General features: G+C 47.0%; 15 protein-coding genes, 1 tRNA gene and 2 pseudogenes. 17 read left to right on the top strand and 1 reads right to left on the bottom strand.

Going from position 1 to position 14,492, the window contains the following annotated elements:
• Positions 1-146 precede the first annotated feature (146 nt).
• From HA50_RS31080 to HA50_RS12320, 14 genes and pseudogenes are all read left to right on the top strand, one after another.
• Positions 147-296 (top strand): lysozyme inhibitor LprI family protein, encoded by a 150-nt coding sequence (locus HA50_RS31080; protein WP_139810928.1) that lies wholly within the window; start codon positions 147-149, stop codon positions 294-296.
• A gap of 320 nt (positions 297-616) precedes the next feature.
• Positions 617-1,243, top strand: coding sequence for a hypothetical protein (locus tag HA50_RS12385; protein ID WP_158087404.1), 627 nt, complete (start codon positions 617-619; stop codon positions 1,241-1,243).
• 75 nt (positions 1,244-1,318) lie between these two features.
• Positions 1,319-2,032, top strand: a complete 714-nt coding sequence (locus tag HA50_RS12380) for a hypothetical protein (RefSeq protein ID WP_084875839.1) — start codon at positions 1,319-1,321, stop codon at positions 2,030-2,032.
• A gap of 179 nt (positions 2,033-2,211) precedes the next feature.
• Positions 2,212-3,051 carry a hypothetical protein gene (locus HA50_RS31700; protein WP_244193576.1) on the top strand — a complete coding sequence of 280 codons (840 nt, stop codon included), beginning with the start codon at positions 2,212-2,214 and terminating at the stop codon, positions 3,049-3,051.
• The gene (locus HA50_RS12365) at positions 3,035-3,415 is read left to right on the top strand and encodes a hypothetical protein (protein WP_139810927.1); all 381 of its coding nucleotides are present in this window, start codon (positions 3,035-3,037) and stop codon (positions 3,413-3,415) included. Before HA50_RS31700 ends, HA50_RS12365 begins: the two co-directional genes overlap by 17 nt.
• Positions 3,416-3,447: 32 nt before the next feature.
• Positions 3,448-4,179: a lysozyme inhibitor LprI family protein gene (locus HA50_RS12360; protein WP_084875834.1), complete on the top strand. Its 732-nt coding sequence runs from the start codon at positions 3,448-3,450 to the stop codon at positions 4,177-4,179.
• Positions 4,180-4,275: 96 nt separating this feature from the next.
• Positions 4,276-4,716: a DcrB-related protein gene (locus tag HA50_RS12355; RefSeq protein WP_084875832.1), complete on the top strand. Its 441-nt coding sequence runs from the start codon at positions 4,276-4,278 to the stop codon at positions 4,714-4,716.
• 3 nt (positions 4,717-4,719) lie between these two features.
• On the top strand, positions 4,720-5,157 hold the full coding sequence (locus HA50_RS12350; RefSeq protein ID WP_084875829.1) for a PAAR domain-containing protein: 438 nt from the start codon (positions 4,720-4,722) through the stop codon (positions 5,155-5,157).
• A gap of 4 nt (positions 5,158-5,161) precedes the next feature.
• Positions 5,162-6,421 (top strand): annotated as a pseudogene (locus HA50_RS31695) (RHS repeat domain-containing protein); the annotation flags it as partial.
• Positions 6,422-6,445: 24 nt separating this feature from the next.
• On the top strand, positions 6,446-6,811 hold the full coding sequence (locus HA50_RS12340) for a hypothetical protein (RefSeq protein WP_084875827.1): 366 nt from the start codon (positions 6,446-6,448) through the stop codon (positions 6,809-6,811).
• A gap of 303 nt (positions 6,812-7,114) precedes the next feature.
• The gene (locus tag HA50_RS12335; protein WP_084875824.1) at positions 7,115-7,393 is read left to right on the top strand and encodes a hypothetical protein; all 279 of its coding nucleotides are present in this window, start codon (positions 7,115-7,117) and stop codon (positions 7,391-7,393) included.
• 158 nt (positions 7,394-7,551) lie between these two features.
• Complete coding sequence (locus tag HA50_RS12330; protein WP_084875822.1) at positions 7,552-7,779, top strand: hypothetical protein; 228 nt, start codon at positions 7,552-7,554, stop codon at positions 7,777-7,779.
• Positions 7,780-7,937: 158 nt separating this feature from the next.
• Positions 7,938-8,069, top strand: a pseudogene (locus HA50_RS31690) (hypothetical protein); the annotation flags it as partial.
• A gap of 608 nt (positions 8,070-8,677) precedes the next feature.
• Entirely contained in the window at positions 8,678-10,006 is a 1,329-nt protein-coding gene (locus HA50_RS12320) for a hypothetical protein (protein WP_084875818.1), read from the top strand.
• A gap of 55 nt (positions 10,007-10,061) precedes the next feature.
• On the opposite strand, the gene HA50_RS12315 is transcribed toward HA50_RS12320, so the two are convergent.
• Positions 10,062-10,137, bottom strand: a tRNA-Asn gene (locus HA50_RS12315).
• Positions 10,138-10,644: 507 nt separating this feature from the next.
• Between HA50_RS12315 and HA50_RS12310 the strand changes: the two genes are divergently transcribed.
• From HA50_RS12310 to HA50_RS12300, 3 genes are read left to right on the top strand one after another with little or no spacing between them, the layout of a single operon-like run.
• Complete coding sequence (locus HA50_RS12310; protein ID WP_084875816.1) at positions 10,645-11,568, top strand: sugar ABC transporter substrate-binding protein; 924 nt, start codon at positions 10,645-10,647, stop codon at positions 11,566-11,568.
• A 33-nt stretch (positions 11,569-11,601) separates the two neighbouring features.
• Entirely contained in the window at positions 11,602-13,086 is a 1,485-nt protein-coding gene (locus HA50_RS12305) for a sugar ABC transporter ATP-binding protein (RefSeq protein WP_084875814.1), read from the top strand.
• A 23-nt stretch (positions 13,087-13,109) separates the two neighbouring features.
• The gene (locus HA50_RS12300; protein ID WP_208617316.1) at positions 13,110-14,135 is read left to right on the top strand and encodes an ABC transporter permease; all 1,026 of its coding nucleotides are present in this window, start codon (positions 13,110-13,112) and stop codon (positions 14,133-14,135) included.
• Positions 14,136-14,492: the final 357 nt, after the last annotated feature.

Here is a 14,492-nt window from a genome sequence, read left to right as displayed (position 1 = left end):
TTTATCTGTACTCTTTCATGCAGCAAAGGCTAGTGAGGGAAGCATCACTCCTGTTTTCTAAAAAGCATGTCCAATTCAAACGGAATTACCGTTGCGATGCGCGATTACTATAACGATGAAATAATCAAACAGGATGCGAGGTTAACATGAACTATAGTAAATATATTTCATCACTCTCTCCTGAAGTTAAAAAAATTGTGTCTACTCAACGTCAATGGGTTAAATTTAGAGATGCTAATTGTGGTGCGTTTACTACTGAAGACACGGGTGGATTGTTGGTGATAGCTGTTATCTAAAAATGACTGCGAGTCGTGTGGATGACTTCACCAGAAATTAAACTTTCAATGAATTATATTTATCATGATCAAAATGAGGCGGTTAGTTACTAATAATCATATTCCAATACTCTAACCATGCGTTAAGGAAAGGAGGGAACGGCTCTGTTGATATATAAGGTTGATAAAGTATGCACTTAAAATAAAATTCTTGGGTATTTTTATCGTTTTTACTCTCTGTTCGGGTATTATTGGTTATCAAAATCTGACCAGTTTTTTTACGTTATGGAAATTTTTGGCAGACTTCATATATATTTGATGATGTGAAAGTTGTCTCGGCCTTGAAGTTGCTGCTGGGATCAGATTATGCTGCATTTAGTGATAATTTTGATGTGTTTGGTCAGCCGTCCCAGACAAAAGAAGGTGGTTTGTTTGTAGAGGGTTGGTTGAAAGATTTATATCTTTATCAGGCTTCGGCTTTTGTTATTCAACCCGATGGTAAATTATATGCGGCATGGTTGAGTCCTGAGAATGATTATATTAAATATATCACAAATGATGCTGGCGAAAGTAAAATACAGAAAGATATACAACAATGGTCATCTCGATTTGATGGGGTTGGTTTTAATTACAAGCCTGCCAAAATTCAAATTAAACAAAAAATACCCGATGTCAGTCACTTCGATACCAAGAACTATTCCGCGACAATAACACTTCTTTGCCCGGACCACAGTACGCTCTGCACTAAGGCTCTCCTAAAAATTACAGATAAGCGTGATGCTTCTTCTCATGCTGTGTTGGGGCTAATTAATAGCCAGGAGTGTAATAAACCAGATTGCCCTGTGAAAAGTTTACAGTTTGAGAATAAAAATACAAAAACGCGCTATGTTTTTTCATTGAATGATGATGTTCTCTTTGTTTCAACGCAAGGCAAGGAAGATATCTATGAAAAAGGTCAGTGGCATTAATCTCGAAAGCAATAAGTGTGACAAATGGGTGAATTTTATTATCGTAGGTGACTGTGCAGGTTTTAATGGGACTCTATGAAAAATCTTAATGCACCCCTTTTTATTCTGATGTTGTTTCCTAAGATATTGTTCGCTTCTGGTGTTTTTTTAGGGGGGTGGGGTGGTTCCGAAAAAAATAAAGATGGCTCTCTTTATTCGACATTGATGTTAAATATTAGTCAGTCAGGTGAGGAGCTGGTTGGTCGTTATTGTTACGTTACAAGAAATGGCAATAGAATTGATTGCCCCGATGATAATGTTTCCAATATGAAAGGGGTGGTAAAGGATGATAAAGCGACGGTTGAGTTTGATTCCAGTTTTGGAGGGAAGGGAGGAGTCGCCGAATTGGTATTAGAAAAGAACGACCTCACGTGGCACTTGATTAGTGACCCTAAAGGTGGTGATTTCTATGCACCAGAGGTATATCAACTTACAAGAGAGGAAAGTAAGTTGAATAATAAAAATCAGCTTAAGGTTCTCTCTACCAGTGGATTCACTATAACGCTAGTAAATAATTGTGGGGCTTTTTATAAGCCATGCCAGAATGTCGAATATTATGGCTTGAGGAATAAAGATCACAGCCAAATTGCCCTTGTTGGCCGTACAATTGAAGATTCGGCCTCAACTGTGGCAAAAGGGATGATATTTCAAAATGGTAATATTGAGTATTTGATTGATTTTGATCCGTTAAAGTTAAAAGTCTCTCAGGGAGATAAAGTACTGGTTGAGCAGGATGGGCACTGGGAGTAAATTTTTTCACTTCCGAACTGTGAAGTCAGAGTTGGGCAGTTATTCAATATGCAATGCTGCCCGGACTTCAACAGAAGCTAAAAGATGCTTATTGGGAATAACCTGTCATTAAATACAGGTGTAAATGGTTCTGATGAGGATGATGGATGTTTCTATATTTTCATTTCAGGGAGTGAGAAATGAGACTGTTAATGTTATTTTTATGTATTCCATTTCTCGTATACGCTAATGATTTTTGCCAGAATTTAGATAATAATGCAATTTCTCAAGGTACCCGCTTTAACAACGCTAAAAACATCTACAGAGTAGGCGGTGAAGGTCGGTTGCAATTTTATTCTGCACCGGACAAAAAGTGTTTAATTGACCATGTTTTTGTCATTCCGGGTGACTCACTCATTGCTTATATTGAATATGAAAATTTTTATCGGGTTATGTATTTTTCCCGAAACAATGAACAGGTAAGTGGGTGGGTGGAAAAGAATAGGTTGTCAGAAACGCATAAAGGAATTGCACCTGATTATAACACCCCATATCCGACAGAGGTCAATACGGTCACGGGATCTTCAGATTTCACCGTTATGCTTAATAATAAATATATTTCACTCGGTGAAAAATGGGATGAAGAAGTAAGAAAAAGGGCTGGTGCTCAAATCAGCGAGAGTTTTATTGGTGATATACCGGTTGGCAAAGACTATTACAAATACTACCAACATAATTATGACGGTTTTGAAATTTACACGGCCAATATGTTTTGGCGGAAAGAACATCGGGATATTGATAGTTATATCATTTCCCAGCTAACACTGTATGAGCCAGGAGGCATCACTTCCCGAGGTATTTCGGTTGGAGACAGCCAGCAGAGGGTGGTTGAAAAGTATGGCCAGGTTAAAGTAGATAACAGTGATAATCAGCATTGGCTCTATTATGATGGCGATGGAAAACGCCTTTCTTTTCAGATTATAAACGATAAGGTGAGTCGTATCATGTTGGCATTGAATCCTGATGAAAACGGTATCTGACATGCAAAGAAATCCTGGCATCTTTGCTAGTGCAATGATGTTTTTTTATATTTTCCCTCAAGCCGAAGTATCGGCAGAAATAATAAAAAGCAATGAAGATGCCGCCATTTTAGCCGTGCATCAGGCAATCAGAGATCATCAGCTTTCGCCGCTACGTGATCAATGCCTGACGTATGACTATGATGAAACCTCAGATAAAGACTTCTTTATTGTGGATGTTAGAGAAGATAAACGCTATGCCATTTGCGGTGGTGATCCAGAAACATCTATCCATCTTTTTACCTTCAAAATTAATCGAAATAATCATTCGCTAATGACGGATGCGAATTCGGATAGTGGCGATTTTTACACTATTAAAAAATAAAAAGTATCTGCAATTCACACAAGGATGAGTAAATGAAATTTGATACGTATCTATTGGTGACAGTTCTGTCTTTATCTCTACCCTTTCATGCGGCAAAAGCGAGTGAGGAGAGTTTTACTCCAGCTTTCAAAAAATGCATGTCCAATTCAAACGGAATTACCGTTGCGATGCGTGACTGTTATAACGATGAAATCATTAAACAGGATGCGCGATTAAATAAAAACTACAAAGCCTTCTTAGCATCACATGATAGTGATACCAAAAAATCCTTTGTGGAAGCACAGCGGCTATGGTTGAAGTACCGCGATGCAAACTGTAATGCATGGATGGCCACTGAAGCGGGAGGCACGTTAGCACTGCTGGTCGGCGACAGTTGTAATCTGAAGATGACTGCTCAAAGAGCGGATGAATTAGAAATTCCCGCCTCTTTCAGTGGTATTTGGCGAGGGGAGCGTGGGGAGCAAATTTCTTTATCACTGACCTTAAAACAAACAGGCAACGAGATCACCGGAACCTACTGTTATATGGATGGCGGTGATCAGATTGATTGTCCGGCGATTGGCGAGTCAGATCCCTTGCACGGAGTCGTAAAAGGTTCCTCGGCCATTGTGTGGTTTCCCTCTACAGGTGGTGAACCAGACAAACGCAAAGCCAGAATCACTCTAAAAAAAGAGGGAAAAATTTCCTGGGAATTGCTGGAAGATCCCGATTGTTGTTTTACTCCTACACCACATTCTTTCGAAACGCTGAATCGCACAGGCTAAGAATTAATCAAACCACCTTTAGTAACCCGCAGCGAAAATATGGCGAAACCTCTCGCCTCTACACCCCGATTTAAACCCCCAGAACGGATAACTAACATGCACTACCAATTCAATGAGGGCGCGTTTTCCCTGTTTCCGGCTGCCTGGCAGGATACCACCATGAATATCCTGCGTGATGAGGCCAGTGGCCTTGCGCTGATTGTCAGCCGTGGTCCTATTCCGGAAGGCAGCGACTTTGAACAAGAGTTTCAGCATCAATGGGACGCGCTGCGTCAGCAGATGGGGGAAATCCATCAGAGCACCTTTGCGCATGTCACTGCTGGCCCAGACCATACTCTGCGCGCCATTGAAGTGGAAACCGCTTATGAACGCAATGGTCAGGCACTATGGCAAAAGCAGCTGGCCGCCGAAGTACCCGGAACCCGCACCTTGATGGTTTTTACCCTCTCCGCCCTTCGTCCCTTCAGTGAAGAGGATACTGGACGCTGGAACGCATTTCGGCAGAGCCTGACGTTACATAACCCACGGAAATCTTAAGGCATGGATAACCGCGCAGCCCGGCAGGGCGATGAGATCATTCATTCCAGCATCCTGGCGGATATCACCAGCATCGTCGCGGAGGGCGTGACCTATGCGGCAATGGGGGCGATTGTCGCGGGGGCGGCCACCTTTGCCGGGCCGGTTCTCGGCATCGGGGCACTGACTGCGCTCGGCAGCAGCTGCCTGCTGAGCGGGATTGTAGCGGGGGTGGCCGCCAATGCCACCGGTCTGAGCAGCAAAATCAGCGCGGGTGCGGACGAAATCGGCAACTTTCTGTTCCCGCCGTCCCCGTCCGGGGTGATCATCAGCGGCTCTGACGATGTGATCATCAATGGCCTTGCCGCTGCGCGGGCTGCCGGAACCCTGACTTCCGGCGATACTCCCGCGCCGGAACCGCAGTCGCCTGCCAGTTTTGCCGATTACGGTCTAGCTAGCTAGCGTGCAGCCGGGGAATGGTCAGTGGCGCTGGGACGCGGCGGGGAATCCACTGGAGCGCCATGCCGGTGCGGTGTCGTACAACCGGGTGACGCAGCTGAACGGCATCCGCTGGCAGTATGACGTGCATGGCCGCACCACGGAGAAGGACAACGGGCAGGTCCGCTGGCGCTACCGTTACGACGGTGAACATCGTCTGACGGAGGTGCTGAGCGAACCCCACGACCGCAACCGGCCAGCGGTGCGGGTGAGTTTTCAGTATGACCCGCTGGGCCGCCGTATCAGCAAAACGCGGCAGCCGCTGGTGCAGGGCAGGCCGGGCGGGAAGGCGGTGACCACGCGCTTCGTCTGGGAAGGCTTCCGCCTGTTGCAGGAGATTCAGGATGACGTGCCGCTGACGTATGTGTACAGCGGGGCACAGAGCTTTGAGCCGCTGGCGCGTATCGACGGCGTGGACAGCCCGGAAATATTCTGGTTCCACTGCGCGGCAAACGGCATGCCGGAGCGGCTGACGGACCGCGAAGGCCGCATCAGCTGGGAAGGAGTTAACGGCGCGTGGGGCAAACTGCTGCGTGAGTCGGCCCTCCAGACCCCCGGCTTTGCGCAGAACCTGCGGATGCAGGGCCAGTACCTGGACCGGGAAACAGGACTGCACTACAATCTGTTCCGGTATTACGATCCGGACAGCGGACGGTTTACGCAGCAGGACCCGATAGGGCTGGCGGGTGGGGTGAACCTGTATGCGTATGCGCCGAATGCGTTAACGTGGATCGATCCGCTGGGGCTGCGCTGTAAAACAACTAATACCTGGAATGAATTCCAAAGCCATCATCGCGGTCAGTTCAAGTCATCGACTGACGCTGCGGCTGCATATCATACTTTGGTCAAGGAACAATCGCCATGGCCGATGGATGCACCACCTTTAGATGCGACTCTTATTCCAGGAACAAAATTGAAAATGGCAGTATCGCCAGGCCAGCCCGCCACGAGACCAGGTGGATTTGCTACATTTGATGAAATACCTGATGTGTCCTATGTCCGAAATAACCTTGCAGTTAAAAACGAATGGAAGCCAGACATTGATCGAGTGATCACTTATGAAGTTAAAAAGCCATTGCCAGTGAAAATAGGCGCAGTTGGCCCCCAGGTTGATAAAGGCACGGGTTCTTATCTTCCGGGGGGAGGATCTCAGGTTGAAATGTCTATTGCACCAAAAGAGCGCATGAGTTACCTGGATGTTATTGATGAAAATCCCATCAAACCATAGGTTTGGTTTTTCGCGAGTAGCAAAATGATAGAAAAATTTGAGATAGAGAAAGATAAAGGTAGCCTTAGATGGTTCTGCAATAAAACAGAAATTTTGCGGTTGGTAAGTAACTTAGATCAAGCTATGGTTGATGAAAGTCGGCAGATAATATTTATATTAAGTGGAGCGCAAGAGCTCCCAACAGAACTGAAAATATTGGATGAAGAAGGGATGGAAGTATTTTCTTGTTCAGCACCTCAAGGTTCGAATTTTTACTATTTGACAAAAACTCTCGCACGGAGTGTTCTGATAATATGTGTATTTGATGAAAAGCTAGAGGGTTGGCATGACTGGCATTATTCTTTTGATTATAAAAATATGCGATTACTTAGGGAGGGACCAGCTTACTGATTGTAATCGTTTTGGAAATATTAATTATTATTATGACGGAGTGGTGAAGTTTCACATACAATATAGGTGATTTACTCAGCAGGACTCGATAGATCTGAGGCAGACTGAACATTTATTCTAATGCACTGGATTAAATAGATGCAGTAGCAAAGAGGCTAATGCTTATTATTCCATAACCTATGAAATGAAACTTGCTAAAACATCTTATCCTGGAGATTCCCGAGGGCGACGCTTCCAGGAAGTGAGTTCTGGAAGGTGTTACATTCTGATGGTTACGGCGAATATGTCCCATGGGGAAATAAGATGACCTTGAATGACATTATAAAACAAATAGATAGATTAGACGATGAAAGTACTATCTATGTGAAGAAGCCATGGAGCCCTGACTCAGAGGCCATTGTTGCAACTGAACCTGATGAGGGTGGCGTGCCGGATGAAGCAGCGAAAATAAATGCAGAATATTTTTTAGAAATATTCCTGGCTAATGAGTTTCTAGAAGGTTGGTTATCAAATCTAGGTCAGGAACCGTCAGTTAAAGATCAGTGCCTGCGCTTGATAAAATATGCTAAAAATGATGTCTGATGCCTAAAGAAGCCGGAAGTGTTCTAAATGATCCTTCTGGCTTTTTTATTATCCGCCGGTGGTCAGGATAAGACAGCCCGCCTCCACCCAGACGGTAATACATGCAGATGTACAGGTTATCAATTTTGACTAAATTACAATACTACCGGATTAATTAAATGTATGCGCTAGGTAAAAAAGATGCAGAAATAATGCTGTTGGAACTGCTGAAAAGGACTTTAAAAAACCAGTCTGATATTGATGAATTAATGGATTTAGCAAAAGCTAACGATAATTCTATTCCAATGAAAGGAATTAGGCATAAATATGACAGCATGGAAAAAAATACATTAACTGAAAAAGATCGGGATGATCTTGATACCTTAATGCATTTTTATGGTCCATGATTTTATATCTGACTGATTTTAAATGAATAGCTGTTCCGAATGGTATATCCCTTTAAGGAAACTCTACCTGGGTTGTGCGATCTGCTCAATAATCCGCAGTTCGCGGACACGGCCTGGAACCGAGAAGAGGAGAAGGAAATCACCCTCCGTCACGATGCGCTGGGCATCTGCTGAGCATCGCGCTGGACAGCCTGACGGTGAGCGAATTCACCCGCGATACGCTGCACCGGGAGCTTAGCCGCAGCCAGGGCGGGCTGACGACGCGTACTGAGTATGACCCGCTGGACCGCCGTATCAGCAAAACGCGGCAGCCGCTGGTGCAGGGCAGGCTGGGTGGGAAGGCGGTGACCACGCGCTTGTTTTATCTAATACAGACTTTGGTGAGGAGTTTTATTTTAGAACAGATGGCGGCAATCAAGTTTACCTTGAGTTAGGTAATAAAAAGAATGTTATGTGGAAGATTTTATTGAATATATCGGGAAAAGAATAAACGCATATCTCTGATAAAAAGCCGGGTGTGATCTTAACGATCCTTCCGGCTTTTTTTTCAACACAGAAAAATTTCATTATCCAGCATTTAAAAATTAAAGTTATCAAGACTAACACCAATTGGTTACAGGGGGCGTAATTGTTTATAATAATGATATTTTTTATTCCCTCTATTTTTTCTTCTGGTTTTTATCAGAAAATTATCCGAAGTATGAGGTGGTTCATGCAGCAATGATAGTGGTAACTTCCCAATTCCCACACCGGAAAAATCCTCCATTCAGCCAGTGTTGTCATGTCAGTTGTGATTATTATAACGCTTAACATATTGCTCAGAAGCTGAGATTTGCAGGGGAATAAGCTTCACTCTGAATAAATCTGGAATAATCAATCATATGCAAGGACGGTTAAGATGATAGCAGATAAATATATTCCCCTGAGCGCAGTGTTGATCTCTGTTGCTCCGGTCTCTGTACAGGCCGGTAACTTTATAAATAACAATGATTCATTAATTACCAATGTATCTGGAACAACCGCTGATATTAAACAGCGGCACCAGGTTCTTAATACCGATGATTCTCTGCTGAAAGCTGAGAATGTTTATTCCATTGATATGGATCCTGATCAACCCCTGACATTCAGCAAGACACAATCCGTGCAAAGCCTGACGGTGAATTTCAAAACCCAGTCGCAGATAGATAAAGTCGTCAAAGCTACCGAACTGAAATTAATCCTCCCTGCGGGAGTCGTGCGTTCAACCCACGGAGATATCGTGGTGCGCTGCTCGCAGCATACCGACTGCAAATACGATATTGATAACACCTGGACAGGTAAAGAAGGGCATCAGATGATTCTCCTCGCGCTGGATTTACAGCCGGGAGAAAGCTACAGCCTGACGGTGCCACTGACCCTGGAGAAGACCCTGCCCGCAGAGCTTGCCCCAATTGAAGCCGCCATCGGGCAGTCGGCAAGTGTGAAACTGGATTCAGCGGACCGGATTGTTGCTCAGAACAGCGTAACGGGCGGGAAAAAAAATGTGAAGGTTGAAACACGGGTTTCTGTGCATGCCCTGGAGGCTGGATCGCAGAAGGTCAAAGATAAGAAGACCTTCACCGCGCATGTTGTCGCCGAGGGGATGGAATCAACCGATAAACTCAGTCTGACCGACGGCACACACAGCTGGCCGATGACGCTACAGACAGAATGCGATGTTAAGGATGCCAGCTGTTTTAATGCTGATCTTCCTATCCCCACCGATCCCTTTAGCTTCAGCCTGACGGCGGTGGTGATTGCGCAAAATGAGGAGTTAAACCGCACGCAGCTGGTCACGCCGTTAAAAGATGATTCCATCACACCTTTCAACTTCCTTATGCAGTGTCCGGGAAGTCCTGCTGACGCCGCGCAGCCCTGCACTTTGAACTGGGGCGATGAAAACCGGCCTGCACCGATACCTTATCTGGCGGATGATAGCTGGTTAACGCTAAGCAGCCTCTATAAACAGCACCGGATCACAGCAGGGACTTATCAGGCCATCAATGATGCGATAAAAGAGAGTGGCCCGCTGATACTCATTATTACCAATGTAGGCTGGAAGCCGCTATCAACGTTTGAAAACACCGATAAAGCGCCAACCGTAAATAAGGAACATATGGATACCGGTGATAAGGATGTGCACGGGCTTATCACCCCTGGGGACATACTCCCGCAATATGGCACGCTGCATTTCTACTATAGTCAGTAATCGCACCGTGCCAGGCAAAAAAAAGCAGCCTTTTCAGGCTGCTTTTCTTCGAATTTGGCTCCTCTGACTGGACTCGAACCAGTGACATACGGATTAACAGTCCGCCGTTCTACCGACTGAACTACAGAGGAATCGTTGGAACGAGGCGCATATTAGCGATGCCGATCCCCGTTGTCAAAGCCCTCCTGCACACTTCTGGTTTAAGTGCGCGGAAAAGCAGCGGATTGCTGTTTTTCTGCCTTGAATGATCACAATTCAAACTGCCAGCAAGATCTCACTTTAAACGCAATTCCTTGCAGATGTTAGATGCGTGTCAAAGTTTTGTTATTTGCCGATTTTAAAACAACTGTTTCAGTGCTTTTATGATGAAAATTTCAAATGTCGTTAAGATGGAATAAATGAACTGCTTATCATCACGGGTGGAACAACTTTTATAACCCGAAACGCCGTTTTGAAAATAACTTGTTGATAAGGAATAAGTTGCAATAAGGAGTCGTTGAAAACCGATAGCGTTAAACCAGAAGCCTTACCTCTACAACCAGATAAAAAACGCCAGCGACGTTGAATGAATGTAAAAGAATTTTTTCATTCGCGGTATCAGCCAACCTGCGCATGTTAACGATAATGAAGGGTTACCTATGAACATTAAAAAAGCGTTAGTGACTTCCCTGTTAGCTTGCATGTTACCTGCCGCTGTAATGGCAAAAGATATCCAGGTTGGCGTCTCTATGGCGTTGTTTGATGACAACTTTCTGACGATTCTGCGCACCGCGATGCAGAAAGAGATGACTAAAGACAACGTCAAAGGCCAGGTCGAAGACGCAAAAGGCGACGTATCACAGCAGCTGCAACAGGTGCAGAACTTTATCGGTCAGGGTGTGGACGCCATCATCGTTAACCCGGTGGATACCAACGCCGTGAAACCAGTCATGGATGCGGCCACCAAAGCGGGCATCCCGTTAATCTTCGTTAACCGCAAACCGGCCGGAGAACTGACGGACAAAATGGCCTACGTCGGTTCTGACTCCGAGCTGGCAGGGCGTCTGCAAATGGAAGCGCTGGCCAAAGCGATGAACGGCAAAGGCAACGTCGCGATCCTGATGGGTGACCTGGCGAACGAATCAACCCGTGACCGTACCAAAGGGGTGGAAGCGGTGGTCGCCAAATACCCAGGTATCAAAGTGGTACAGAAACAGACAGCCAAATTTATGCGTAACGATGCAGTCGATGTGGTGAGCAACTGGCTGACCGCAGGTGATGACATCCAGGCGATTGCTTCTAACAACGACGAAATGGCGATTGGTGCTCTGCAGGCACTGGGTAAAAACCCGAACCACATCCTGATTGCTGGCGTTGACGGCACACCTGATGCGTTACAGATGCTGAAGAACGGCAAAATGGTCGCCACCGTCTTCCAGGACGCAAAAGGCCAGGGTGAAGGCGCGGTACAGGCAGCCATCAAGCTGGTTAATGGCGAGAAAGTTGAGAAGGTCATCAACATCCCGTATCAGCTGATCACCAAAGAAAACATGGCACAGTTCGAAACCCGTAATCAGAAATAAACCGATCCCGACAAAGCCGTACGGAGGTGATGTATGACCGCTTTTGCGCTTGAAGCCGAAGGCATCAGCAAGTTCTTCCCTGGAGTGAAGGCACTCGACAATGTCTCACTGCGCGTTAAACCGGGGTCGGTACATGCCCTGATGGGCGAAAATGGCGCGGGCAAATCCACTTTAATGAAATGCCTTATCGGGATGTATCGTCCCGATAAGGGCACCATCCGCATTAAAGGGGAGCCAGTGCAGTTTCAGGACACCATGGATGCTCTGCGTTCCGGGATCTCCATGATTCACCAGGAACTGAATCTGGTGCCTCATATGACCGTAGCTGAAAACATCTGGCTCGGTCGCGAACCGATGAAATACGGCTTTGTTGACCACAGCAAACTCAACCAGCAGACACAACAGCTGCTGAACAAACTGAATATCCGTCTGAAAGCCGACCGTATGGTCGGTGAACTGAGCATCGCAGCCCAGCAGATGGTGGAAATCGCCAAAGCGGTGTCGTGGAACTCCGACATCGTGATTATGGATGAACCGACCTCTGCGCTGACAGAAACAGAAGTTTCGCACCTGTTCACCATTATTCGTGACCTGCGTGAGCAGGGCAAAGCCATCATCTATATCAGTCACAAAATGGATGAAATCTTCTCCATCACCGATGAAATCAGCATTTTCCGCGACGGTGCCTGGGTGGGCAGCAACAGCACCACGCAGTTTACCCGTCAGTCGCTGATTACCCAGATGGTGGGACGTGAGCTGACCCAGCTGTTCCCGAAATTCAACAATGCGATTGGCGAAGACGTGCTGACGGTGCGCAACCTCAACAGCAAAGGTCGCTTTAAAGATGTCAGCTTCACGCTGCGCAAAGGGGAAATTCTTGGCGTTGCCGGGCTGGTGGGTGCCGGTCGCAGTGAAGTGATGGAAAGCCTGTTTGGCATGGAGAGTTTCGACAGTGGCGAAGTGCTGATCGACGGCGTGCCGGTGAAAATCGACTCACCCTCCACAGCGATTGAGAAGGGCATGGCGTTCCTGACGGAAGACCGTAAAAAGTCGGGACTGTTTCTGGTGCTGTCGGTGCTGGAGAACATGAGCATCGTCAACATGCCGGATTACATCGGCAAAAGCGGTTTTGTCAGCCATATGAAGATGGCGCAGGACTGCATGGAGCAAATCCGCAAGCTGAACATCAAAACGCCGACCATGGACCAAATCATCAATAACCTCAGCGGCGGTAACCAGCAGAAGGTGCTGATTGCCCGCTGGCTGCTGGCTCAGCCGAAGATCCTCATCCTTGATGAGCCAACGCGTGGCATCGACGTGGGTGCCAAAGCTGAGATCTATCGTTTGATCAGCGAACTGGCGAACCGTGGCGTCGCCATCATCATGGTGTCCTCGGAGCTGCCGGAAATTCTCGGCATGAGTGACCGCGTGATGGTGATGCACGCAGGACGTATAACCGGCATCCTCAATAAAGAAGAGGCCGACCAGGAAACCATTTTGTCGCTGGCATCTGAGTAAGGCGCGAGGCAACTATGAGCAACATGAAAGTTACGGCCCCCCAGGCAACTGAACAACAGACGTCCTTTTTCAGCAATCTGCGCCACAAGATGCCGAAAGATACCGGTATTTTTGTGGTGATGCTGGGTATTGCCCTGATCTTTGAAATTGCGGGCTGGTATGTCCGTGACCAATCCTTCCTGATGAACACCAATCGTCTGGTGCTGATTGTGTTGCAGGTGGCGATTATCGGTATCATCGCGGTGGGGGTGACTCAGGTCATTATTACCACCGGTATCGATCTCTCATCCGGTTCGGTCATCGCTTTGACGGCAGTGGTCGCGGCCAGCCTGGCGCAAACCTCCGATAGCCTGTCGCCGATGTATCCTTCGCTGGTTAACCTGCCCGCTGCCATCCCGATTGTTGCGGGTATTGGGGTGGGGCTGGTCTGTGGGCTGGTCAACGGGGTGCTGATCACCAAAACAGGTATTCCTCCGTTTATCGCCACCCTCGGTATGATGGTATCCGCACGCGGTCTGGCGCAGTACTACACCCAGGGTAACCCGATCAGCTTCCTGTCTGATGGCTTCACCTCGATCGGTCAGGGTGCAATGCCGGTAGTGATCTTCCTGGTGGTGGCGTTCCTGTTCCACATCGCGCTGAAGCACACCCGCTACGGCAAATATGTCTACGCCATTGGCGGCAACATGACCTCCGCCAAAGTGTCCGGCATCAACGTCAATAAATACCTGATTATCGTTTACACCATCGCCGGTGCGCTCTCGGGCCTGGCTGGTGTGGTACTGGCGGCACGCGTCAGTAGCGGACAGTCAAGTATGGGCCTCGCCTATGAACTGGATGCCATCGCCGCAGCAGTTATCGGTGGCAGCAGCCTGATGGGCGGCGTGGGGCGTATCACCGGCACCTTAATCGGTGCAGTGATCCTTGGCCTGATTAAGAGTGGGTTCACCTTTATTGGGGTGGATGCGTACGTTCAGGACATCATTAAAGGCATCATTATCGTCGCAGCGGTGTCGATCGATATGCACCGCAACCGCAAAAAACGCTGATACGCGGCATCCTTCGTGCTGTAGCCGCGTTGGCATCTCCCGCTTACCCTGGTCACATAGTTAGCTATGCTCCCAGGGCTAAGCCGGAGATGCCGCCTTGCTACAACGCGAATGATTTAGCGTATCACCGAGGTGGAACGATAAGTTTTACTATTGATATTGTAATATAACCTTCATTTAACTCACTGATTTTCCCTGTCTTTGCCCATGCTGACGCCATTCAGTGCACTAAAAAGAGTCGCCGGGTCATCACTTTTTTGCACACCTGCCTCGCATTTTCTGCACTTATTTGGTGCGTTGCGCGCGATCTTTCAACAATCCGTGCCATGTGCTGCGCTTATTAACTCTAAAGTGGTA

It is taken from the genome of Pantoea cypripedii (assembly GCF_002095535.1).
Lineage (GTDB): Bacteria > Pseudomonadota > Gammaproteobacteria > Enterobacterales > Enterobacteriaceae > Pantoea > Pantoea cypripedii.
This window is presented reverse-complemented; position numbering and strand designations above follow the sequence as displayed.

Coding starts and splice junctions, on each gene's coding strand:
- HA50_RS31080 (WP_139810928.1), top strand. CDS start 147: ATGAACTATAGTAAATATATTTCATCACTCTCTCCTGAAGTTAAAAAA.
- HA50_RS12360 (WP_084875834.1), top strand. CDS start 3,448: ATGAAATTTGATACGTATCTATTGGTGACAGTTCTGTCTTTATCTCTA.
- HA50_RS12355 (WP_084875832.1), top strand. CDS start 4,276: ATGCACTACCAATTCAATGAGGGCGCGTTTTCCCTGTTTCCGGCTGCC.
- HA50_RS12300 (WP_208617316.1), top strand. CDS start 13,110: ATGAAAGTTACGGCCCCCCAGGCAACTGAACAACAGACGTCCTTTTTC.
- HA50_RS31700 (WP_244193576.1), top strand. CDS start 2,212: ATGAGACTGTTAATGTTATTTTTATGTATTCCATTTCTCGTATACGCT.
- HA50_RS12350 (WP_084875829.1), top strand. CDS start 4,720: ATGGATAACCGCGCAGCCCGGCAGGGCGATGAGATCATTCATTCCAGC.
- HA50_RS12335 (WP_084875824.1), top strand. CDS start 7,115: ATGACCTTGAATGACATTATAAAACAAATAGATAGATTAGACGATGAA.
- HA50_RS12305 (WP_084875814.1), top strand. CDS start 11,602: ATGACCGCTTTTGCGCTTGAAGCCGAAGGCATCAGCAAGTTCTTCCCT.
- HA50_RS12340 (WP_084875827.1), top strand. CDS start 6,446: ATGATAGAAAAATTTGAGATAGAGAAAGATAAAGGTAGCCTTAGATGG.
- HA50_RS12365 (WP_139810927.1), top strand. CDS start 3,035: ATGAAAACGGTATCTGACATGCAAAGAAATCCTGGCATCTTTGCTAGT.
- HA50_RS12330 (WP_084875822.1), top strand. CDS start 7,552: ATGTATGCGCTAGGTAAAAAAGATGCAGAAATAATGCTGTTGGAACTG.
- HA50_RS12380 (WP_084875839.1), top strand. CDS start 1,319: ATGAAAAATCTTAATGCACCCCTTTTTATTCTGATGTTGTTTCCTAAG.
- HA50_RS12310 (WP_084875816.1), top strand. CDS start 10,645: ATGAACATTAAAAAAGCGTTAGTGACTTCCCTGTTAGCTTGCATGTTA.
- HA50_RS12320 (WP_084875818.1), top strand. CDS start 8,678: ATGATAGCAGATAAATATATTCCCCTGAGCGCAGTGTTGATCTCTGTT.